General features: G+C 44.5%; 16 protein-coding genes. 11 read left to right on the plus strand and 5 right to left on the minus strand.

The features are described 5' to 3' along the window. Positions 1-65: 65 nt before the first annotated feature. Positions 66-1,055 (minus strand): endonuclease/exonuclease/phosphatase family protein, encoded by a 990-nt coding sequence (locus GTW09_RS11785; RefSeq protein ID WP_163112054.1) that lies wholly within the window; start codon positions 1,053-1,055, stop codon positions 66-68. Between the two features lie 419 nt (positions 1,056-1,474). On the opposite strand from GTW09_RS11785, the gene GTW09_RS11790 reads away from it, so the two are divergent. Next, positions 1,475-2,095, plus strand: coding sequence for a BON domain-containing protein (locus GTW09_RS11790; RefSeq protein WP_163112055.1), 621 nt, complete (start codon positions 1,475-1,477; stop codon positions 2,093-2,095). Positions 2,096-2,233: 138 nt separating this feature from the next. Here the strand turns inward: GTW09_RS11790 and pyk are convergent, their stop codons facing one another. Then, positions 2,234-3,670: a pyruvate kinase gene (pyk, locus tag GTW09_RS11795; protein ID WP_071979901.1), complete on the minus strand. Its 1,437-nt coding sequence runs from the start codon at positions 3,668-3,670 to the stop codon at positions 2,234-2,236. 330 nt (positions 3,671-4,000) lie between these two features. Beyond that, positions 4,001-4,852, minus strand: coding sequence for a MurR/RpiR family transcriptional regulator (locus GTW09_RS11800; RefSeq protein WP_071979900.1), 852 nt, complete (start codon positions 4,850-4,852; stop codon positions 4,001-4,003). Between the two features lie 283 nt (positions 4,853-5,135). Here GTW09_RS11800 and zwf point away from each other — a divergent pair, with 283 nt between their 5' ends. From zwf to GTW09_RS11825, 5 genes are read left to right on the plus strand one after another with little or no spacing between them, the layout of a single operon-like run. Beyond that, complete coding sequence (gene zwf / locus GTW09_RS11805; RefSeq protein ID WP_100972159.1) at positions 5,136-6,629, plus strand: glucose-6-phosphate dehydrogenase; 1,494 nt, start codon at positions 5,136-5,138, stop codon at positions 6,627-6,629. Position 6,630: 1 nt separating this feature from the next. Next, complete coding sequence (pgl, locus tag GTW09_RS11810; protein ID WP_071979898.1) at positions 6,631-7,323, plus strand: 6-phosphogluconolactonase; 693 nt, start codon at positions 6,631-6,633, stop codon at positions 7,321-7,323. A gap of 10 nt (positions 7,324-7,333) precedes the next feature. Beyond that, positions 7,334-9,160 carry a phosphogluconate dehydratase gene (edd, locus tag GTW09_RS11815; protein WP_163112056.1) on the plus strand — a complete coding sequence of 609 codons (1,827 nt, stop codon included), beginning with the start codon at positions 7,334-7,336 and terminating at the stop codon, positions 9,158-9,160. Next, positions 9,160-10,113 carry a glucokinase gene (locus tag GTW09_RS11820; protein ID WP_163112057.1) on the plus strand — a complete coding sequence of 318 codons (954 nt, stop codon included), beginning with the start codon at positions 9,160-9,162 and terminating at the stop codon, positions 10,111-10,113. The genes edd and GTW09_RS11820 overlap by 1 nt, the downstream gene beginning before the upstream one ends. 3 nt (positions 10,114-10,116) lie before the next feature. Further along, a complete protein-coding gene (locus GTW09_RS11825; RefSeq protein ID WP_071979895.1) occupies positions 10,117-10,761 on the plus strand; it encodes a bifunctional 4-hydroxy-2-oxoglutarate aldolase/2-dehydro-3-deoxy-phosphogluconate aldolase in 645 nt (214 codons plus the stop codon). A 97-nt stretch (positions 10,762-10,858) separates the two neighbouring features. Here the strand turns inward: GTW09_RS11825 and GTW09_RS11830 are convergent, their stop codons facing one another. Then, on the minus strand, positions 10,859-11,713 hold the full coding sequence (locus tag GTW09_RS11830) for a D-hexose-6-phosphate mutarotase (protein ID WP_163112058.1): 855 nt from the start codon (positions 11,711-11,713) through the stop codon (positions 10,859-10,861). Between the two features lie 159 nt (positions 11,714-11,872). Further along, the gene (gene gap / locus GTW09_RS11835; RefSeq protein WP_163112059.1) at positions 11,873-12,868 is read right to left on the minus strand and encodes a type I glyceraldehyde-3-phosphate dehydrogenase; all 996 of its coding nucleotides are present in this window, start codon (positions 12,866-12,868) and stop codon (positions 11,873-11,875) included. A 238-nt stretch (positions 12,869-13,106) separates the two neighbouring features. Here gap and malQ point away from each other — a divergent pair, with 238 nt between their 5' ends. The 5 genes from malQ to msrB all read left to right on the plus strand — a co-directional run bounded on the left by malQ (position 13,107) and on the right by msrB (position 22,114). Further along, entirely contained in the window at positions 13,107-15,305 is a 2,199-nt protein-coding gene (gene malQ / locus GTW09_RS11840) for a 4-alpha-glucanotransferase (protein WP_163112060.1), read from the plus strand. A 96-nt stretch (positions 15,306-15,401) separates the two neighbouring features. After that, on the plus strand, positions 15,402-17,600 hold the full coding sequence (glgB, locus tag GTW09_RS11845; protein WP_163112061.1) for a 1,4-alpha-glucan branching protein GlgB: 2,199 nt from the start codon (positions 15,402-15,404) through the stop codon (positions 17,598-17,600). Between the two features lie 119 nt (positions 17,601-17,719). Then, complete coding sequence (gene glgX / locus GTW09_RS11850; RefSeq protein WP_338024953.1) at positions 17,720-19,816, plus strand: glycogen debranching protein GlgX; 2,097 nt, start codon at positions 17,720-17,722, stop codon at positions 19,814-19,816. Between the two features lie 123 nt (positions 19,817-19,939). Then, the gene (gene gndA, locus GTW09_RS11855) at positions 19,940-21,493 is read left to right on the plus strand and encodes an NADP-dependent phosphogluconate dehydrogenase (protein WP_163112062.1); all 1,554 of its coding nucleotides are present in this window, start codon (positions 19,940-19,942) and stop codon (positions 21,491-21,493) included. A gap of 222 nt (positions 21,494-21,715) precedes the next feature. Next, positions 21,716-22,114, plus strand: coding sequence for a peptide-methionine (R)-S-oxide reductase MsrB (gene msrB / locus GTW09_RS11860; protein ID WP_071979889.1), 399 nt, complete (start codon positions 21,716-21,718; stop codon positions 22,112-22,114). Positions 22,115-22,234 lie beyond the last annotated feature (120 nt).

Genomic DNA, 22,234 nt, shown 5'->3' on the forward strand with positions numbered 1-22,234 from the left:
CTCACATACAAGTAACTACCTTTTCTAAGGCTCTACTTCTGCAAGTTTTTTATAGAGAAAAGGCGTTACTCCAACGCCAATTCCAATTCTGTGTACAAAGGATAATGGTCTGAGCCAATATCGCTTAGTCGCTCTAAACGCACCAGTTTAAAATGTGATGAATGAAAAACGTGATCTAGAGGCCATTTAACAAGAGGGTAATGGGCATGGAACGTATTAAAGAATCCTCTACCTTCTCTGGGGTCTAGTAGCCCGCTTACCTTTTTAAACTTTCTTGTGGTGGGCGACCACGCGACATCGTTCAAGTCTCCTGCGACAACAACAGGACCCGGTGTCTGAGCCACTTCCTTGCCCACAATATTTAGCTCTATGTCTCTGGGCCGTGCATATTCATTTTCTGTCGGGCTTGGGGGTTTGGGATGAATAAACTGCAGTGTAATAGGAACACCATCCACTCTTACGATAGCCTTTACCGACGGTACATCGTCTTCAACCAAGAAACGCAACTGGTGTTCTTCAAACTCATACTTACTGTACACATGCATGCCATAGAGATTTTCAAGAGCACAAAACTTAGTGTAAGGATAGTCTTTCTCCAATGGCTGAAGTGCTCGCTGCCATTTTTCATTTGATTCAAGTGTAACCAAAAAATCAGGCCTCTTGTCGGTTACATGGTCCAGCAGCTTTTGATAGTTGCTGTTGTGCATAAAGACATTGCTCGAAAGAATGCTAATTGTGCGTTTTTTGGAAGGGGTTTTACTGCGTTGAACATCTGTTCGATAAAGGGGGGTGTAGGGAAGGATCCAAACAGCTTGGTATACCAAACTTATCACTAACCCAGTGACTATTGCATAGATTAGAAACGGCGTTATTGACAAATATTTGTAATCTTCAATTGTAAAGAACGCATGAGAGATAAGAGCTGCAATAATGAGTACAGCGATTTGCAAGCGAGGGAATTCCCACACTCTCACTAACCAGTGCGAGGACGGTAATAAGGGTACAAAGCTAACCGCGATTAAAAACGTCGATATTAATAGAAGAAAAATGTCCATTTATTGTCCGTAATATATTGATGCGTTTTAGTCTACTGATATGAATCAGCAAGAGGTATAAAGATGACAACCATATTACATGTAATTGATGTCACGAATTCAAGCTTTCATTTACGTAACGCTTTATTTAACTAAAAAGATGCACTGCTTAATAAATTCTTATAGGTGTGCCATCTAATTCGCTTTTCCAAATACATGTACTGTTCAAGTCGTACTTAGCGGAAAAGAGACTTTATTAAAGCAGTGTTGATTGAATCTAAATGAGAATCAGTAATTTTTGCCGAATACTACGCAATGTTTTCAGGCAGACGATTCTAAATTTTTAAAATTTATTGACGAATATTAAATATATCAATGGCTTAAGTCATTGGCATGAACCTAGCTTACTCATACTTGAGTTTCAACAAAGGAGAAATGTTATGAAACGTACAATACTATCTATGATTATTGCTACATCAGTGTCAACGGCTGCTTTTGCAGGTGACATGAACTCAAATAGCCAAACAGATAACGCATGGGAAGAAGGCGCCAAAGACGCATGGATTGATGGCAAGGCTGAAGCTACGCTGCTGTTCAATGGCAACCTTGATTCCTTTGACATTAATACAGACGTTAAAAACGGCGACGTTATTTTAACGGGTAAAGTAGAAAACTCAGTGGACAAAAAGCTTGCTGAAGAACTAGTCGCCAACATTGACGGCGTGATGTCAGTAGATAACAAACTTACCGTTATCGAAGACAGAGATATGGATTCGATGACCTCTAAAATGTCTGACGACATGGAAGAGGGCTACGAGGAAGGTGCCAGTGAGCTGACGGATGCTAAAATTTCGACCGTGGTAAAAACAAGGTTACTTATGGATACCGACATTTCTGGTTTTGACATTGATGTAGATGTAGAAAACGGTGTCGTTACCTTAACAGGTACAGTTGACTCTGACGCTGAAGAAGACTTAGCGATTGAGATTGCTAAAAATGCTTCTGACGTGAAAGACGTAGAGAACAACCTGACAGTAGTCACAGAAACAGCGATGAACTAATTGGTTCATAGTCTGAGCCAGTACATCTGAGCTTATACATCTAAACAGCAAAAAGGGGCTTTAGCCCCTTTTTTGTTGGTCTGAGTTGCTAGCACGTCTTTTGCAAAAACGTTACTGCATCAACTGCCAGATAGCTGGTTATTCTACGTCAACCACCTTCAGCGTGTTTGTAGCGCCCACTTTTTCCATCTCATCACCGTAAGTCAGAATAATACTGTCGCCACTTTCAACAAGTCCTTTTTCTTTTAAACACGCCACTACATCGTGTTTAAGCTGACCTGGTTCGCTGTTAGATGAATCGAAAAATATTGGCTTAACGCCACGGTAAAGTGCCATGGCATTCAGTGTAGATTCGTGACGTGACATTGCGATAATAGGAAGTGATGTTGTAATACGCGACATAAGTTTGGGGGTATTACCACTTTCTGTTAACCCAACAATGGCCTTTATGCTTGGCAAGTGGTTAGCAGCATATACCGCAGACAGGGCGATGGATTCACTGGTAGATGAAAACTGCTGATCCATGCGGTGCTTTGAAATTTTAACGCTTGGATGTGTCTCTGCACCCTCACATACTCTAGCCATGGCTTCAACAGTTTCAATAGGGAAGCTACCCGCAGCAGTTTCTGCTGACAGCATAACCGCATCGGTACCATCAAGTACGGCATTGGCTACGTCCATTACCTCAGCACGAGTTGGCATTGGGCTATCTATCATCGATTCCATCATTTGCGTTGCTGTAATAACAACTTTGTTCAACTGGCGAGAGCGCGCAATAAGCTTTTTCTGTACGCCAACGAGTTCAGCGTCACCAATTTCAACACCCAGATCGCCGCGTGCTACCATAACTGCGTCAGACGCACTGATAATGTCGGTAATCGCTTCATCTGTTGCAACGGTTTCGGCACGCTCAACTTTTGCACAAATTTTCGCGTGACAGCCTGCTGCTTCTGCAAGTTCACGGGCATAATTTAGGTCTGCGCCACTTCTTGGGAATGAAACCGCTAGGTAATCTACGCCAATGAGCGCCGCTGTTTTTATGTCTTGTTTATCTTTCTCTGTAAGAGCTTCAGCCGATAGACCGCCGCCCTGACGATTGATTCCTTTATTGTTAGACAGCTTGCCACCAACGGTGACTTCAGTAATGACTTTTCGACCTTCTACACCTGTGACCTTTAATTGAATTCGGCCGTCGTCCAGCAGCAAAATGTCGCCTGCAGAGACATCGTCGGGAAGGGCTTTATAATCTATACCTACTTTATCTACAGTGCCGGCATCTCTTTCTAGTTCTGCGTCGAGCACGAAGGTTGCGCCGATATTTAAGTGAACAGCACCATCAACAAATCTTGCTACACGAATTTTTGGTCCTTGCAAATCACCCAAAATAGCAACGTACTTACCCAAGCTTTTAGCAGCTTCGCGAACGCGTTTAGCACGCTCAATGTGGTCTTCTGCTTGGCCGTGAGAAAAGTTCATGCGAACCGTATTTGCTCCGGCTGCAATAAGTGCTTTAATTTTTTCAAGTGAATCTGTTGAGGGGCCTAATGTGGCAAGAATTTTGGTTCTTCTAGTCATGGGATTCCGTCGCTGCTTCTTTTATAGAAAAGATAAGTAAGTCGAATACGCTAACACACTGATGTTGTAATCGCTTTACGTAATTTTATTACAGAATAGTAGTTTATTTTGACAAAAATGTGAATGAAAGAAAGAAAAACGCTGCACTGGCTCGACCAGTTGTAGTGAAATTACTTACAATTTTTGACCAAAATGGATAAATAAGGCGAGAAAATGCTCAATAATCGCAACGTTTTCAATGTAGAGACTTTTTTAAATTATAGGGCACAGACGCCGTTAAGCAAGCTCACTAATATGCAATATCACTGAGTAGGGCTTGCATTTCTAACGCTACCCATCTCGCTTTTCGTATCGAGAGCCGCGCAGAGTATCTTTTACCCGTTTTAAATTCTCTCTAAATTTGTTGCCTCTGCGAAGTGTGAAACCCGTTGCGAGCACATCGATTAGCGTTAATTGCGCAATACGTGATGCCATGGGCATATACATGTCGGTGTCTTCTGGTACTTCAAGAGAAAGCACATAACTACATTCTTGTGCTAACGGACTATCTGCAGAGGTTATACCCACCACAGTTGCGTCGTTCATGCGAGATATTTGGGCAATCTCGACCAAACTTTTGGTTCTGCCGGTGTGACTAATGAGAACAACGACATCGCCAGCCGAGCAATTCATACAGCTCATTCGCTGCATTAAGATATCTTCAAAATAAACCACTGGAACATTGAAGCGAAAGAATTTGTTTAATGCATCGTGGGCGACAGATGCAGAGGCGCCAAGGCCAAAGAATGAAATCTTCTGCGCTTGTGTCAACAGGTCAACAACTCGGTTTACCACGTTTACGTCTATCGACTGTCTCGCCACTTCAAGAGACGCCATGGTCGATTCGAAAATCTTATTGGTATACTCATCTGGGCTGTCGTTCTCATCGACATGACGGTTTACGTATGGAGTACCGTTGGCTAAGCTTTGTGCTAAATGCAATTTAAAATCTGGGAAGCCCTTAGTGTCTAGCCTGCGGCAAAAACGATTTACGGTAGGCTCACTCACATCCGACATTTTCGCCAGCGTTGCTATACTTGAATGAATGGCGGTCTGGGGGTTGGCAAGTATGATCTCGGCAACCTTCTTTTCTGATTTGCTAAATGCGGCTTTATTTTGTGTGATTTTTTCTAAAATGTTCATACAGATACGACAAGTAATTGGCCCAGATTGTTCTAATGTACATCGTAATACTACTCAATGTGAAACCTATGACAAGGAAAATGTAATTTTTTGACATTTTTTATGTTTTGTTTGCCATTGAGATACCCTAAAATCCATCGATAACGAAAGAATTTCAACTTGTAGTTTGTTGAAGTTGTAATTTTACTACATTTGGTGTTAACTATACGGTAATAATAGTCGTTAGTGTTGTAAATAAAGAACCAGCACGACACGTACATACACATACAAAAGGTCGACGAATATGGTATTGGAGAATTCCTACGAGCCCTGCGATTTTGTACTTTTCGGTACATTGGGCGATCTTTCACGACGCAAGCTGTTGCCATCACTTTATCAGCTTGAAAAAGCGAATTTAATGCATCCTGAAACGACAATTGTAGGTGTAGCTCGCCACGATATGTCGCTAGAGGACTACGTTGACGAAGTTCATTCAAACCTGGTGAAATTCGGCGAGCAAGACTTGTGCGAAGCAACATGGGAAAGAATGAAGGCTCGACTTCACTATGCCTGTGTTGATATGAAAAACGTTGATAGCTATTGCGTTTTAGACGATCACGTAGATCCCACGCGCACCATGGTTTGCTACTTAGCAACGCCTCCTGCCATTTATGGGGATATTTGCCGCGGATTACACAGTTGTAAAATCATCGATTCAAGCGTTCGCGTGGTGCTTGAAAAGCCGATTGGTCACGATCTTGCGTCTTCAAAAGTGATTAACGAGCAAGTTGCTGAATATTTTGACGAGAAGCAGATTTATCGTATCGACCATTACCTGGGCAAAGAAACTGTTCTTAACCTAGTGTCTCTTCGTTTTGCTAACTCAATCTTTGCGACTAACTGGGATCACAACTGCATTGACCACGTTCAAATATCAGTTGCTGAGTCTGTAGGTATTGAAGGCCGTTGGGGTTATTTCGATGACGCCGGACAAATGCGCGACATGGTTCAAAACCACTTGCTTCAAATTTTGAGTTTGGTTGCCATGGAGCCGCCTACCACACTAGACGCAGACAGCATTCGTGATGAAAAGTTGAAGGTACTTAAAGCACTGCGTCCTATTAATGCTTCTAACATTAATGAAAGCATCGTTCGCGGCCAATATACCGCTGGGTTTGTAAAAGGTGAAGAAGTACCTGGTTACCTAGAAGAAGAAGGCGCGAACACGCAAAGTAAAACAGAAACATTCGTTGCTATTAAAGCGGAAATTGACAACTGGCGTTGGGCGGGGGTGCCTTTTTACCTTCGCACGGGTAAACGCATGCCAAACAAGGTAAGTGAAGTTGTTATTTACTTTAAGCGTCAGCCTCATAACTTATTTGGCGATAGCTTTAAGAATCTACCGCCTAATAAACTGGTTATACGTCTGCAGCCAGATGAGGGTGTTGAGATAACCGTAATGAATAAGGTTCCTGGTCTCACCAACTCTGGTTCTATGGACCTTCAAAAGTCGAAGCTAAACCTAAGTTTTTCTGAGGCATTTGCCGATGAGCGCATTCCTGACGCCTATGAAAAATTATTGCTTGAGGTGATGTTAGGCAACCAGGCGCTGTTTGTTCGTCGCGACGAAATAGAGCAAGCGTGGACATGGGTAGACTCAATACTCGACGCATGGAAAACATCAAGTGAGCCACCAGAACCTTATCAAGCAGGCACCTGGGGACCAGTCGACTCTATTGGTTTGTTAGCAAGAGCAAACCGTAGTTGGTATGAAAGCAAGACGGTGAAGAAGAAGTAATATGGCATTAACTACATTATCATTCGAAAGTCCTGATGCACTTACCAATGCATTTGCAGAAGACCTAGTTAGTATTTTAGAAACCGGAATTAAAACACGCGGTAGAGCCTCTTTGGTTGTCAGCGGTGGACGTACGCCCTTAGCGTTGTTCAAGCAGTTGAGCAACACTGACTTACCGTGGGATAAAGTGGACATTACCCTTGCCGACGAGCGTTGGGTGAGTGAAGACCACGAAGCAAGTAACACTAGCTTGGTTAAAAACAACCTGATCCAAAATAAGGCTGCAGCAGCCCGTTTTGTGGAGTTAAGAAGCGATGTTGAAGATGCTAACGACGGCATTAACCTTGCCGAGCGTCACTTAGCCAGTATGTCTCAACCATTCGATGCACTTATTCTTGGAATGGGTGAAGATGGTCACACTGCCTCGCTTTTTCCGTGTTCTGAACAGGTTAAAGACGGCCTGGACATGAGTAGCGGTCGTACATGTATCGCTGTTCAACCAACAACAGCACCTCATCAACGCATATCGTTGACACTCCCCGCACTACTTAATAGCAGACATATTTTTTTGCACCTTACAGGTGAGAAGAAAAAACAGGTACTACTCGATGCTATCGACAATGCCACCGAAGCGCAAAAGCCTATCACTGCGGTTGTAAACAGAGCACCGGTTACACTGATGTGGGCGCCATAGGAGACGAAAAATGAATCCAAAAATTGCAGAAGTTACGCAACGTATTATCGAGCGTAGTAAAGAAACGCGAAAAGCGTATTTAGAAAAAATTGAAAAGGCGCGCCGTCAGGGGCCTCATCGTGGCGTATTATCGTGCGGTAACCTTGCTCACGGCTTCGCAGCATGCGGCACAGAAGAAAAAAGTGACTTGCGTTCGATGACCAAAGCCAATGTCGCTATCATTTCGTCATATAACGATATGCTTTCGGCTCATCAGCCATACGAGACATACCCTGCGATAATCAAACAGGCCATTAAAGAAGTAGGCAGTGTTGCTCAGTTCGCAGGTGGTGTTCCGGCTATGTGTGACGGTGTCACGCAAGGTCAGGCGGGCATGGATCTTAGCCTAATGAGTCGCGATAATATCGCTCAAGCAGCAGCGGTAGCGCTATCGCACAACATGTTCGACAGTGCCATGATGCTAGGTATTTGTGACAAAATCGTACCTGGGCTACTTATGGGGGCGTTAACCTTTGGTCACTTACCAACGGTATTTGTTCCTGCTGGCCCTATGCCTTCTGGCTTACCTAACAAAGAGAAAGCCCGTGTTCGTCAAGAATTTGCCGAGGGTAAAGTTGGTCGTGACGCATTATTAGAAGCGGAATCTCAGTCTTATCATTCAGCGGGAACCTGTACTTTCTACGGTACTGCTAACTCTAATCAGTTAGTCGTTGAAATGATGGGGCTTCACTTGCCGGGTTCATCGTTTGTCAATCCTGGTACACCGCTTCGTGAGGCGCTTACAAAAGCTGCAGCAGTACAGGCGACGCGTCTTACTGACTTAGGTGAAAATTACACGCCTATTGGTCATATCGTTGATGCCAAGGCGATTGTGAATGGTCTTGTCGGCTTGCTGGCAACAGGTGGTTCTACTAACCACACTATGCATTTAATTGCAGTTGCACGCTCAGCAGGTTACATCGTCAATTGGGATGACTTCTCAGATATCTCAAATGCAGTGCCGCTTCTTACTCGAATTTACCCTAATGGCTCTGCAGATATTAACCATTTTGTTGCTGCTGGTGGTATGTCGTTACTTATGAAGCAGTTGCTTGATGCTGGCTTGCTTCACAACGACGTTAAAACTATTTGTGGTGAAGGCTTAGACTTTTACACCAAAGAGCCAAGACTGATTGACGGCGAACTAGAATGGCGAGATGGCGCAAGCGAATCTCACGATAAAGAAGTACTCGCTAGCGTGGATGCACCGTTTAAGCCAGATGGTGGTTTAAGTGTACTAGATGGCAACTTGGGCCGCGGAGTGATTAAAACCTCAGCGCTACGCACGCCACACTGCACCTTAAAAGCGCCTGCGGTAGTTTTTGAAGATCAGTTTGAACTAGATGCTGCGTTTAAAGAAGGCAAATTGGACAAAGACTGTATCGTTGTAGTGCGTTTCCAGGGGCCTTCAGCCATTGGTATGCCTGAACTACACCGTTTAACGCCGCCGCTAGGTGTTTTGCAAGATAAAGGGTTTAAGGTTGCCTTGGTAACCGATGGTCGTATGTCTGGAGCGTCGGGTAAAGTGCCCGCTGCTATTCATGTTACCCCTGAAGCATATAAAGGTGGCTTGCTAGCGAAGGTTCAAAACGACGATATCATTGAGCTAAACACACAAACAGGTGCGCTTACGCTGCACGTTGATGAAGAGACATTAGCAGCTCGTGAAGCAGCGCCTGCTAACTTAGCAAATCACCATGTTGGTATGGGACGTGAAATGTTCGCAGGCATGCGCGCTATTCTCACGGGGGCAGAAGAAGGAGCATGCTCTTTATTCTATACCCAGGAGCAAGCGTAATGAGCCAGAGATTTGTGGCTGACGTTGGTGGAACGAACATTCGTCTGGCTCGGGTTACCGAGTCGGGCGTCACCGACATAAAAAAGTACATGTGCGAAGAGTTTGCAAGTATTGATCTCGCCATAGCGCAGTATTTTTCAGACATGCCTGAGGTTAGTTTTAGCGAAGGTTGCATAGCCATTGCCTGCCCAGTATTAGGCGATAAGGTTGAGATGACCAATCACAGTTGGGCATTCTCGCAAAATGCGCTAAAAGCACAGCTGAAGTTAGATGCGCTTTTTGTTATCAATGATTTTACGGCTGTGGCGCACTCACTTCCGGTACTGAGCAGTGAGCAAGTAGTTCAAGTGGGTGAAGGTACAGCTATAGAAAACGGCAATATTGCAGTTTTTGGTCCGGGAACCGGCCTTGGTGTTGAACATATCACTATGACCGATTCGGGCTGGCAAACGCTAGACGGCGAAGGCGGACATGTAGATTTCGCACCGGTCGATGAGACCGATATAGTGGTGTGGAGACATTTGCAGGCCACGTTCTCACGAGCTTCAGCGGAAGAGGTGATGTCAGGGCGAGGTATTCTTAATATCTATACTGCGCTTGCCAATCATGCTAAAAAGCCGGTTGAGTTTAATGAGCCAGCACAAATCACTGAGGCTGCATTAGCAGGAACCTGCGCAATTGCCGAAGCCGCTCTGCATCAATTCTGCCGAATTATGGGCAGTTTTGCGGGCAATCTAGCGCTTAATATGGCAACTACCGGTGGTATCTTCATTGGTGGTGGCATAGCAAATCGATTCCCAAAATTTATAAAGAATAGTGACTTCAGAGCTCGTTTCGAAGCTAAAGGTCAAATGAAGCACTATGTAAAAGATATCCCTACCTATTTGATAGCAGAACCCGATCATGGCCTTTTGGGAGCAGCTGCTTATTTGAATCAAAACACAGCGAGTTAAATTATGACGACAAAATGGAAATACTCTCCAGAGGAAATTTTTGCGGCAGGGCCAGTGGTACCCGTACTGGTTATCAATGACGTAGAAAAAGCCGTTCCTTTGGCAAAAGCGCTGATGGCTGGTGGGATCAAAGTTCTTGAAGTAACGCTTCGTACACCAGCAGCAATAGATGTTATTAGGCGTATTGCAGAAGAGGTGCCAGATTCACTTATTGGTGCAGGAACAGTAACCAACGCTCAACAGCTTAAAGCCGTTGTGGATGCAGGTGCAAAGTTCGCAATAAGCCCAGGTATGACTGCCGACTTATTAAAAGCGGGTATGGAAGCTGAAATTCCTCTTATTCCTGGTATTTCTTCAACTTCAGACCTGATGAAAGGAAAAGACGCTGGATACACCCACATGAAATTCTTCCCTGCGGAAGCGTCTGGTGGGGTGAAAGCGATAAAATCAATCAGTGGTCCTTTCCCTGATGTAACCTTTTGCCCAACAGGTGGTATTGGCCCTAACAATTACAATGATTACCTGTCATTGAACAATGTGAAATGTGTAGGTGGTTCGTGGTTAGCGCCTGATGATGCCATTGAATCAGGAGATTGGGACCGTATCACACAATTAGCGAAAGAGGCTGTTGCAGGCGCAAACGTCTAACATCCTTGTTGTAAGTCACTTATATAAAAACCTGCCTCTCGGCAGGTTTTTTGTTTGCAGATATGCAAGTGGTGTACGAGGCGCCGATTTTTTTAATCTAAGTGATTGGGCGCACGGTTTGCACCAGTTCAGCTTTTTCACCTGGTGCAAGCTCAAGACCTTTGGTCACCGATGATTCAACGCACACCATATGGTTGTATCCAAACGGGTCCATATCTGAAATAGACGCGGCACTTTGCCAAGGATTCCAGACAACCAACGAATCGTTGCCCTGTGAAAGCACCTCAGTAAAGTCTTTATCGTCAACTGCAATGGTTGTCTGTTTTACAGCAGATAAATGAATACGGTCTGTTTCAGCGTCGATGGTGTAGGGAGCCGGTGTCGGTTTTACGGCCCAGTCGTCTAACTTATCTTTATAATCGCCAGAAATGCCTTTTAACTCTGTGTGTTTTATATTCTCGACATGGAAATAGGTGTGAAGCGCCGTATTAAAAGAAAACGGAATGACGCCTGTGTTTTCAGTCTCAAGACTCACTTGCAAGTTTTCGCCTACATGCACACGAAGGGACACGCTACAATCGTACTCGAAGCCCTCTGCTCGTGTAAATGAGGGCGCAAGCTCTACCGTTGTTCCCTTACTATCTTCTGTTGAATTAACGAGTTTCCATACCTGAGTGCGCAAAAATCCGTGTGAGGGAAGCTCACCGTCATCTCTACCGTGGTCGTTGGCAAACCAAGGCCAGCAGATTGGAATTCCTCCACGAATAGGTCGCTCTCCGTTTAGATAGGCATGAGGGCTAACCCATAAGCGTTCTTTGTTATCTGCAGCTGGAATGAAAGACAATACGTGGCCGCCAAATAAACTAATTTTTGCTGACGCGAATGCATTTTCAATATTAACGAAAGAGAGTCCATTTGACTCGCTTAGGGAGACTGAAGCTACCGGCGACATGTGTCCTCCGAGAATGATAAAAAGTATGAAAAGTCTGTGTGACGAAAAAATGAAAAATCACGCAAACAAAAAAGGCGTAGATTTGAATTCTACGCCTTTAGATTACCTTAACTATCAGACAAATAAAGCGTTAATGTTGCATTATTTGTCGCTAGTTAATTATTTTGAAATGTGTGCAACCAAATCAAGTACTTTAGATGAATAGCCCCACTCATTGTCGTACCATGATACAACTTTTACAAAAGTATCAGTAAGCGCAATGCCGGCAGTCGCGTCGAAGATAGACGTATTAGGGTTGCCTACAAAGTCATTAGACACTACTGCGTCTTCAGTGTAACTCATGATGCCTTTAAGCTCGCCTTCAGACGCTTCTTTCATTGCTGCACAAATGTTGTCGTAGCTGGTAGGCGTTGCTAGGTTTACAGTTAAGTCTACTACTGATACGTTTGGAGTTGGCACGCGGAACGCCATACCAGTAAGTTTGCCATTAAGCTCAGGGATAACTTTACCTACCGCTTTTGCAGCACCTGTTGATGATGGAATGATGTTCTGGCCTGCACCGCGACCGCCGCGCCAATCTTTCATTGAGGGGCCATCTACAGTTTTTTGCGTAGCCGTTGTTGCGTGAACCGTTGTCATCAGGCCATCAACAATACCAAACTTGTCGTTTAGTACTTTTGCCAGCGGCGCTAAGCAGTTTGTTGTGCAAGATGCATTAGAAACGATGTTTTCGCCAGCATAGCTTTCGTGGTTAACGCCCATCACGAACATTGGCGTATCGTCTTTTGAAGGTGCAGACATTACAACTTTCTTCGCACCAGCTTCGATGTGTTTCGCCACAGTTTCTTTTGTTAGGAATAAACCCGTAGATTCAACAACAACGTCTACGTTAACTTCGTCCCATTTAAGTGATGCCGGATCTTTTTCAGAGGTGATTCGAATAGTTTTGCCGTTTACGACAAGGCTATCATTGTCTACTGTTACTTCACCATCGAACATACCGTGAGTAGAGTCATATTTTAATAAGTAAGCAATGTAGTCTGTGTCTAGCAAGTCGTTTATTGCCACAACTTCGATGTCTTGACGCTCTGCTGCTGCGCGCATTACTAGGCGACCAATACGGCCAAAACCATTGATACCGATGCGAATTGTCATAACGTACCTCGAAAATTTAAAATAAATTGAAAATAAATTACGTAAAGTATGGATCAAAATGCCATAATTAGCAAAATAAAAACGCAAAGTGTTGCAAAATTACGAACAAATACTTATGCAATCGTATTCAGTTTCGTCAACGCGTAGTTTCTAGAATAATGTTAAAAAATTGTTTGTAGGCGCTTTTTAGAATTAACTCATGCCAGCGTCTTCTGCCGAATAACAGGAATGACACACAATGACACAACAACTTCTGCAACAACTGGTTGAAATGCGTGGAATTGAAACCCACTATGTCGACGCATGGGGGAAACCAACAACCATCGCAGAGCCAAGTAAAGCTAAATTATTAAACGCTCTTGGTTATGACACGTCGAGTGATGAAAAAATTCAATCTCAAATCACTCAAGATACTAACGCTGTGTGGTTATCACCATTAAATCCTGTTCAGGTAATTAGATCGTCTCACGATGTGTATCTGCCAGTGCGCTTGCCAATAGAATTGGTCAACGATGAACACCTTGTTGATATTACGTTTGAAGACGGTACACAGCGCGAGTATTCATTTGTCCCGGTAGACCAAGAAATGTCATCCATGGCCCACATCGATGATGTAGAGTTTCATGAATATCTTGTGAAACTGCCCATCGATTTTCCGCTGGGATATCACAATATTGTCTTGAAAGCAGATGACGATCAGCTTGCAACATCGCGCATGATTGTTGCGCCAGAAGCTTGCTATACGCCTGATGAAATAAAAGCGGGCAAGAAGATTTGGGGATTAAGCGTTCAGTTATACTGCGTGCGCAGTGAGAAAAACTGGGGGATTGGCGATTTTTCAGACTTGGCGCAGTTAATCGATAAGGCGGCAGGCGTTGGGGCAGACTTTATTGGTTTGAATCCTATACATGCTCTTTATCCTGCTAACCCGAATGCGTGCTCTCCTTACGGACCTAGCTCTCGCCGCTGGCTAAATTATTTGTACATCGATGTGACGGCTGTCGACGGCTACGACGATAAAGCGGTTCAGGATGTGGTAAGTACCGAAGAGTTTAAAGCGTTACTTCAACAAGCCCGTGATGCAGAACACGTAGATTATGAAGCGGTAGCACACCTTAAACTATCTGCGTTATATGCACTCTTTAACGTTTATAACGATACCTTCTTAAAAGGTAAAACGCCGCAAAATAAAGCGTTTAATGCTTTTGTCGAAGCCGGTGGTGAGAGCCTGGATATGCTTGCCGTGTACGATGCGCTGCAGTCAAAATTAAAAGCCGACGGTAAGGAAAGCTGGGGGTGGCCGGTATTCCCTAAAGCCTATAAGGACTACCACAATAGTGCAGTGGCGAAATTTAAAAAAGACAATGCTCACGACGTAAAATTCTATTTGTTTTTGCAATGGATAGCAGCGCAGCAGTTAGAGTTGGCGAGCAGCCGAGCTGATGCCGCTAATATGACAATTGGATTGTATCGAGACCTTGCAGTAGGTGTGAGTGAAGGAAGCGCCGAAATATGGGGTAACAAAGATCTTTACTGCATTGACGCAAGCGTAGGCGCCCCACCTGACATTCTCGGGCCGCTAGGACAGAACTGGGGACTTCCTCCAATGGACCCTCAAAAACTGTACGAGCAGCGCTATCAACCTATTATCGATTTGTTTGCCTCTAATATGGCATCCTCGGGTTCGCTGCGTATTGAGCACGTTATGGCACTTCTGCGTTTGTGGTGGGTGTCGAAAGGCGATAGCGCCAAAGAGGGCGGGTATGTGTATTACCCTGTTGATGACTTACTAGGCATATTGGCTCTTGAAAGCCATCGCAATAAAAGTCTTGTTATAGGCGAAGACCTCGGAACAGTGCCAGAAGAAATTCGTAGTAAGCTTGCACAAAATGGCGTTTATTCCTATCGTGTATTTTTCTTCGAACAGGCAGAAGACGGTGGTTTTTATTCACCAAGCCATTATCCAGAGCAGTCTATGAGCACCCTTACTACTCATGACATGCCAACACTAATAGGGTACTGGCACTGTTTGGATTTAGAGTTGGGTAAAGAAATTGGCTTATACCCAACAGAGGAAATTTTACAGACCCTCTACGCCGACAGGCATGAGAATAAGCAGGAAATTCTCAATACGCTTCACGGCCATAATTCCATTGCGGACCATGTTGGCCATGATGTGAATGTGACGGGTATGAATCGAGAATTGAACAATGGTATGCAGGTTCATATGGCAGGCGGCTCAAGTGCATTGCTGAGTCTGCAACTAGAAGACTGGTTAGAAATGGACAAGCCAGTCAATATACCGGGAACATTTAACGAGTATCCGAATTGGCGGCGAAAGTTGACACAGAATATTGAGTCAATCTTCGAAAGTCATGATATAAATACGTTAGCGTCTAAACTTACTGCTGCAAGGAAACAGGCAAGCCAACGCTAGTTTGCAGAGTAAATAAATGAGGTGGCATGTATGCCGCCTCACACCAAGAATTGGTAGTTAGACCCGCGTGAAGCGGGTTTTTAATAGGAGTAGCAAATGCAACAAGAGCCTCAAATAGTGCAGCAATTTGAACAGGCAAAATGTTCACAACCGTTTTCCCAGTTGGGTGTTATCGAGAGTGAAGGAGAGTTACTGCTTCGCGTTTGGCGGCCAAAGGCAGCATCGATAACCATTACGTGGGAAAATCCTGCATTTGATGAGATTTCGCTACTCCCAGTGTCTGCTTCAGGGTTATTTCAAGCGGCTATCCCAAGAGAGTGCGTTAACCATGTTTATCGCGTTAATGTGACGGAAGGCGAGCATCAGTACAAGTATATCGACCCGTATCAATTTAGAGAGCAGGCTTATCATGCCGTGCATTTTATTGATAGTACGCCATTCAATTTGTTTCAGCAGGCAGGTGCCCAACTTGTTACTGTTGAGGCGCAAAATGGCGAATCGATAGACGGCGTTCGATATTGTGTTTTTGCACCTAACGCTTCTGCAGTATCTGTCATTGGCGATTTCAACCAATGGGATGGAAGAGTTCATCCCATGGAGAAAACGTCTATGGGCTACTGGGTCTTATTTATTCCTGGAATGGCTGAAGGCGAGCGCTATAAATATCAGGTAAAAGATAGCCGGGGTTACGACCTTCCTCACAAAGCCGATCCCTTAGGTTTTAGTGCCGAACAATATCCTTCTCACGCGTCAAAAGTGTATAACCACGAAAACTATACGTGGGGAGACAGCGACTGGTTAGAGAAGCGCAAAGCCGATAAATACACTACACCAATGAGTATTTATGAAGTGCACCTAGGTTCTTGGAAGCGTCCTAATGATGAAAATGCTGCACGGTACCTAAGTTATAAAGAGTTAGCTGACAACTTAATCGATTATGTTAGTGATATGGGGTATACCCATGTGGAATTGCTACCCATTTCAGAATTTCCATTTGACGGATCTTGGGGCTACCAACCTGTAGGTATGTTCGCGCCAACCAGTCGTTTTGGTGATCCTGATGACTTCAAATACTTTGTAGACCGTTGTCACCAGGCCGGTATCGGCGTGATTATCGACTGGGTGCCTGCTCATTTCCCTGAAGATGGTCATGGATTGGCGCGTTTTGATGGTACCTGTGTTTACGAATATGAAGATCCTAAAAAAGGGTGGCATCCTGATTGGAACTCGTGCATTTACGACTTTGGTAAAGAAACAGTTCGTCAGTTCCTAGTGTCTAATGCGTTATATTGGCTGGACAAATTCCATATCGATGGGCTTCGGGTAGACGCCGTTGCGTCTATGCTTTACTTAGACTATTCGCGCAACGATGGCGAATGGATACCCAATGTAGATGGTGGTAATGAGAATTACGAAGCTATCAGTTTACTGCGCTGGATGAACGAAGAAGTTTATAAGCATTTCCCTGATGCAATGACGATTGCTGAAGAGTCGACCTCTTTCCCTAAAGTGTCAAGACCGCTCTTTGATGGCGGCCTTGGGTTTGGCTTTAAGTGGAATATGGGTTGGATGCACGATTCTTTGCATTATATTGCCAAAGATCCGGCCTACAGAAACTATCATCACGGTGATATCACTTTCAGCATGGTGTATGCATTTGACGAAAATTTTGTACTGCCTATTTCCCATGACGAAGTGGTTCACGGCAAAGGTAGCATGCTGCAAAAAATGCCGGGTGATGAGTGGCAACAAACAGCAAACTTACGCTGCTACGCTGGTTTTATGTATGGTCACCCTGGTAAAAAGCTTAACTTTATGGGGATTGAACTCGGTCAATCAGCAGAGTGGAATCACGACAGTGAGTTAGATTGGGGACTATTAAAATTCGATCGTCACGCAGGTGTGCAGTCGGTATACAAGGCGCTAAACCATCTTTATCGAGATACGCCAGCGCTTTATGAGCAAGACCACAGCGCCGACGGATTTGCATGGATAGACCACGGTAATGCCGAGCAAAGCATTGTTTCATTTGTCCGTAACGCAAAATCGATAAAGCAAAAGGTGTATGTAATCTCTAATTTCACTCCGGTACCACGAGAGAAATTTAGAGTAGGCGTAGACTCAGCACAAACCTTAACGCTGGCCCTCAACACCGATGATGAAGCGTTTTGGGGAAGCGGCATGCCGGTTATCGCTGAAGCTAATCCGCAAAAAACGCCTTGGAATGACAGAGAGTATTCGGTTGAGCTGACTATACCGCCTCTTGCGACAATCTTTTATGTTGTAAATGAATAGCATTAGGCCAAGTGGCTTTTAAGTAAGGGAGCTGTTGAGTTTCTTATTTGGGGCGAGGGCGTAAGGCTTTCGCCAAAGTCGATTCTTTTTTCATATCTTGGCAACGAGTGATATCTGCGGTGAATAAAAACGTAAACGTAAATCAAGTCAATAAGATAAATCATATCGAGGCAGGCAGCTCATCTCCATTAGGGGCAACCCTAGTCGAAGACGGAAGTAATTTTGCAGTTTATGCCCCTGGGGCAAAAGCTGTGTACTTGTGCCTTTTCAATAGCGATACCGAACAAACTACACACGAGCAAATGCTGCCGGAGAAAACCGGAAATGTATGGCATGGATTTGTGCCTGGTATTAAAGCTGGGCAGCTATATGGCTATCGAGTAGAACGGTCTAAAGGTGAACTTGAAACGGTGACTCGCGATAGGCTTCTTATCGACCCCTATGCAAAAAAACTAAACCGTCCGATAAAATGGAACCGTCGCCAATATGAAAGCGACTCACAGTTTATGGTGCCTAAGGGATTGGTTATAGATGAAGACGCCTATGCTTCTACCTCTGTCTCTCGCCCTAAAGTTAATAAGCAAGAACGCATTATTTACGAAGCGCATATTAAAGGTTTAACTAAATTACACCCAGACGTCCCCCTAGAGCATAGAGGGAAGTTTCTCGGTGCGGCTCACCCCAGTGTCATTGGTCATATTAAGGCTTTGGGTGTAACTACTGTTCAATTTATGCCGCTGTGTTCGTTTATGCCAGAACCCTTTATTACTGACAAAGGCCTAACGAATTACTGGGGATACAATCCGGTTAACTTCTTTGCTCCAGAGCCCCGGTATGGCGTTCGTGATGCTTTAGCTGAACTTAAAGAGATGGTTGCCAGCTATCACGAGGCGGGAATCGAAGTAATTGTTGATGTTGTCTTTAACCATACTGCTGAAGCAGGCTTTGGCGGCCCTATTTTATCCTATAAGGGCTTATGTCCTTATGAAGCCTATTTGCTAGAACAAAGCGATACGGGAGAGGTGTTCTATTCCAATCATTCTGGGTGTGGAAATACCATCAATACCGCCCAGCCGTTTATGATGGGACTCATACTTGATGCTATGCGTCATTGGGTAACCACCATTGGCGTTGATGGTTTTAGGTTTGACCTTGCTGTATCTCTTGGTCGTGAACCCCAGCAATATAACAGTCAGTCTGGACTATTACGTGCTATTAGCGCCGATCCAGTTTTGCGTGATAAAGTGTTGTTGGCTGAGCCATGGGATATAGGTCCAGATGGTTATCAGGTAGGTAATTTCGAATCACCATGGTTAGAAGTTAACGATAAATATCGCGATACCATTCGCGCATTCTGGCGTGGAGATGATGGGTGTACGCCAGATTTCGCGACTCGACTAATGGGGTCGAGAGATATCTTTCACAAAGGCCAACGACATATTTCTACGTCGGTCAATAACATAAGTTACCACGACGGCTTCACCTTACACGATATGGTGACTTATGCTGAGCGTCATAACCTCGATAACTTAGAAGATAACCGTGATGGTCATGGCCACAACTTGTCAGCTAATTATGGCGTTGAAGGCGAAACGAAGGATAAGGCAATACTTGCCATTCGTGAGCGCCAGAAGCGAAACTTGTTTGCTACGCTTATTTTCTCACAAGGTACGCCACATATTCTTGGTGGCGACGAACTAAGCCGCACACAAAACGGAAATAACAACGCTTATTGTCAAGACAACCCAATAAGCTGGTTCAATTGGGAAATGAACAAGAGCAAGCAAGACTTTTTACAATTCTGCCAATACGTAATTAGCTTGCGTCAGTCATCGGCGTTATTAAGCGAGCTAAAGCTTCAAGATGATGCCTTCACACTTTCACGAAACGTGAAAGCTATCAACTGGTTTAAACCCGATGGCTCTGATAAAGCGTCAGAAGATTGGAATGCGCATCACAACAAAGCTTTCGGTGTAGAAATAATGGGCTATCGCAGCGGTAATAAGAAGCCCGAACACTGGTTCTTGTGTGTAAACGCTAGTGAAAATGACATGAGGTTTCATTTGCCCACTGCAAAACGAAAGGGGGGGTGGACACTGCAACTTGACACAAGGTATGCATCTCTCAACGAGCAGCCCTGCATTTGTATACAAAAAGTTTTTCTTCAGGCGAGCCGATCACTCACGCTATTTAGTTTCTCGGAATTAGAAGGTTAATATCTTATTAACCTTTACTGCCGGTGGTAAATACGGCAGTCCGTACTAAATTTTAGATGTTTGACTGTTCTTTATATCATCAGGTGGTAACATGCTCTCCCATCTGAATGTGAGGGTTTTCCTATGCAAAATAATGGTGGTAGTGCGCACGTTGAGACAACGTGTGATATCGGTTTTATCGGTTTAGGGGTAATGGGCAATAACCTTACCATGAACCTTGTAGATCATGGTTATCGAGTAGCGTGTTTCGATTTAGACCAAAACAAAGTTGATGCTATCTTAGATAAAGACGCAAGCGAGCGAGCAAAAGATGCTGCTCCACGTGTCGAAGGTTGTAGTTCGTACACGGAATTACTCAGTAAGCTCAAAGCACCACACCTCATCATTCTCTCTGTGCCAGCCGGCGACCCTGTAGACCATGTATGTAATCATCTGATAGATGCGGGAATACAGGCAGACGATATCGTTGTTGATACTGGCAACAGCTTATGGACAGACTCTGTCGCTCGTGAAGAGCAATACAAAGGCAAGTTTATTTTCTTCTCTACAGCGGTGTCTGGTGGTGAAGTAGGGGCTCGTTTCGGTCCGTCGCTTATGCCATCGGGCAATCCCTATGCATGGACACGCATCGAGCCGGTATTAAAGTCAATTGCCGCCAAAGTCGATGCGAAAACCGGTAAGCCAATCGAAAGTTTTGTGCCAGGCAAGCCTGTACTTGAAGGTGAGCCTTGTGCCACTTACATAGGGCCTGTGGGAGCTGGGCATTATGTGAAAATGGTGCACAACGGCATTGAGTATGCCGATATGCAGCTTATCTGCGAAGCTTATCAGATAATGCGCGATGCACTTCATATGGCCCCAGCTGAAATAGCAGAAGTGTTCCGCCGTTGGAACAATGGCAAACTAAACAGCTATTTGATAGAAATCAGCGCCGAAGTTCTTGAGCAGCTAGACCCAGAAACTAACCAGCCCCTGGTCGATGTCATATTAGATAAAGCAGGCCAAAAGGGAACTGGGCTTTGGACTGCAGTCAGCGCTCTACAAGTTGGAAGCCCTGCTCAAACTATTACGGCGGCAGTGTTCGCTCGCAGTATTTCAAGTTTGAAAGAAGAACGCGTAGCCGCAAGCTCAGTACTAGCAGGTCCTGAAGCGTCGGTTTTCGATGACGAGCAAAAAGTATCGATCATCAACAAGCTAGAGCAGGCGCTGTATTGCTCAAAAATTTGTGCTTATGCGCAAGGCTTTCAGCTCATGGCCATGGCGGGTAAAGAGCACGGTTGGACACTTGATTTTGGTGAAATTGCGAAAATTTGGCGAGCTGGGTGTATTATTCGCGCTGTTTTCTTGCAGTCTATTTCAAAAGCTTATGAAAACAACGAAGAGCTTGCAAACCTGCTGATGGACCCCTATTTTGCTGAGCAAATTACCGAATATCAGGGTGACTGGCGAGAGTCGATTGCGCAAGCGGCATTAGCGGGTATACCTTGTCCGGCAATGATGTCTGCACTGAGTTACTACGATTCTTATCGCTCTGCTGTATTGCCAGCTAATTTACTTCAAGGTCAGCGAGATTATTTTGGGGCACATACCTATCAGCGACTCGATAAGCCTGCGGGTAAAAAATACCACATTGAGTGGAGTGATCCAGCAAGACCACAGACCGCTATAAAACGCTAGCCAAGAGTTAATAATATCTATGCGAATACGCTAGAAAAAAACCTAAAATGAGGGTGTATTTGGCAACGAATACACCCTCTTTTGTTAGGTGTGATTGCACTAGTATAGACGGCCAAAGTGCCTTCTATACGGTTGAACCGAACAAGTGCTGTATGCAATGAAAAAGAACACGCATGATCCAAAGGCTCGTGCCAAAGACTCTTAAAAGTTAGAGAGGTAGCAATGTCAGACGATAAATGGAAACAAGAACTGAGCGAAGAAGAGTATCTGGTTTGTCGGCAGGCCCATACTGAACGTCCCTTTACAGGTGCTCTTCTTGATGAAACACGAGATGGTATTTACGTGTGTAAATGCTGTAACGCGCCTTTATTTCCCTCTGATACTAAATTTGATGCAGGTTGTGGATGGCCATCTTTTTACAAACAGCTTGATGATGGAAACGTAGATTATAGAGAAGATGTGTCTCATGGTATGCGACGAGTTGAAATTATCTGCAAACAATGTGACTCGCATTTAGGACACGTTTTCCCAGATGGTCCCGAGCCCACCGGTCAGCGATACTGTGTGAATTCAGTGTCAATGACATTCAAGAGCGACAATGACGAGGTGGTAAAAGGCTAAGGTTTGGAAGGCTGAGCATTGAGAGGCTGAGTTTCAAAAAATAGTGCGAGAGGTTGATACTATGAGAAAGGTAAACAGCTGGTCAAAAAATAAGCTCGTTTCGTTATGGCTTTCAAAACC

The organism is Alteromonas hispanica (genome assembly GCF_010500915.1).
Classification (GTDB): Bacteria; Pseudomonadota; Gammaproteobacteria; order Enterobacterales; family Alteromonadaceae; genus Alteromonas; species Alteromonas hispanica.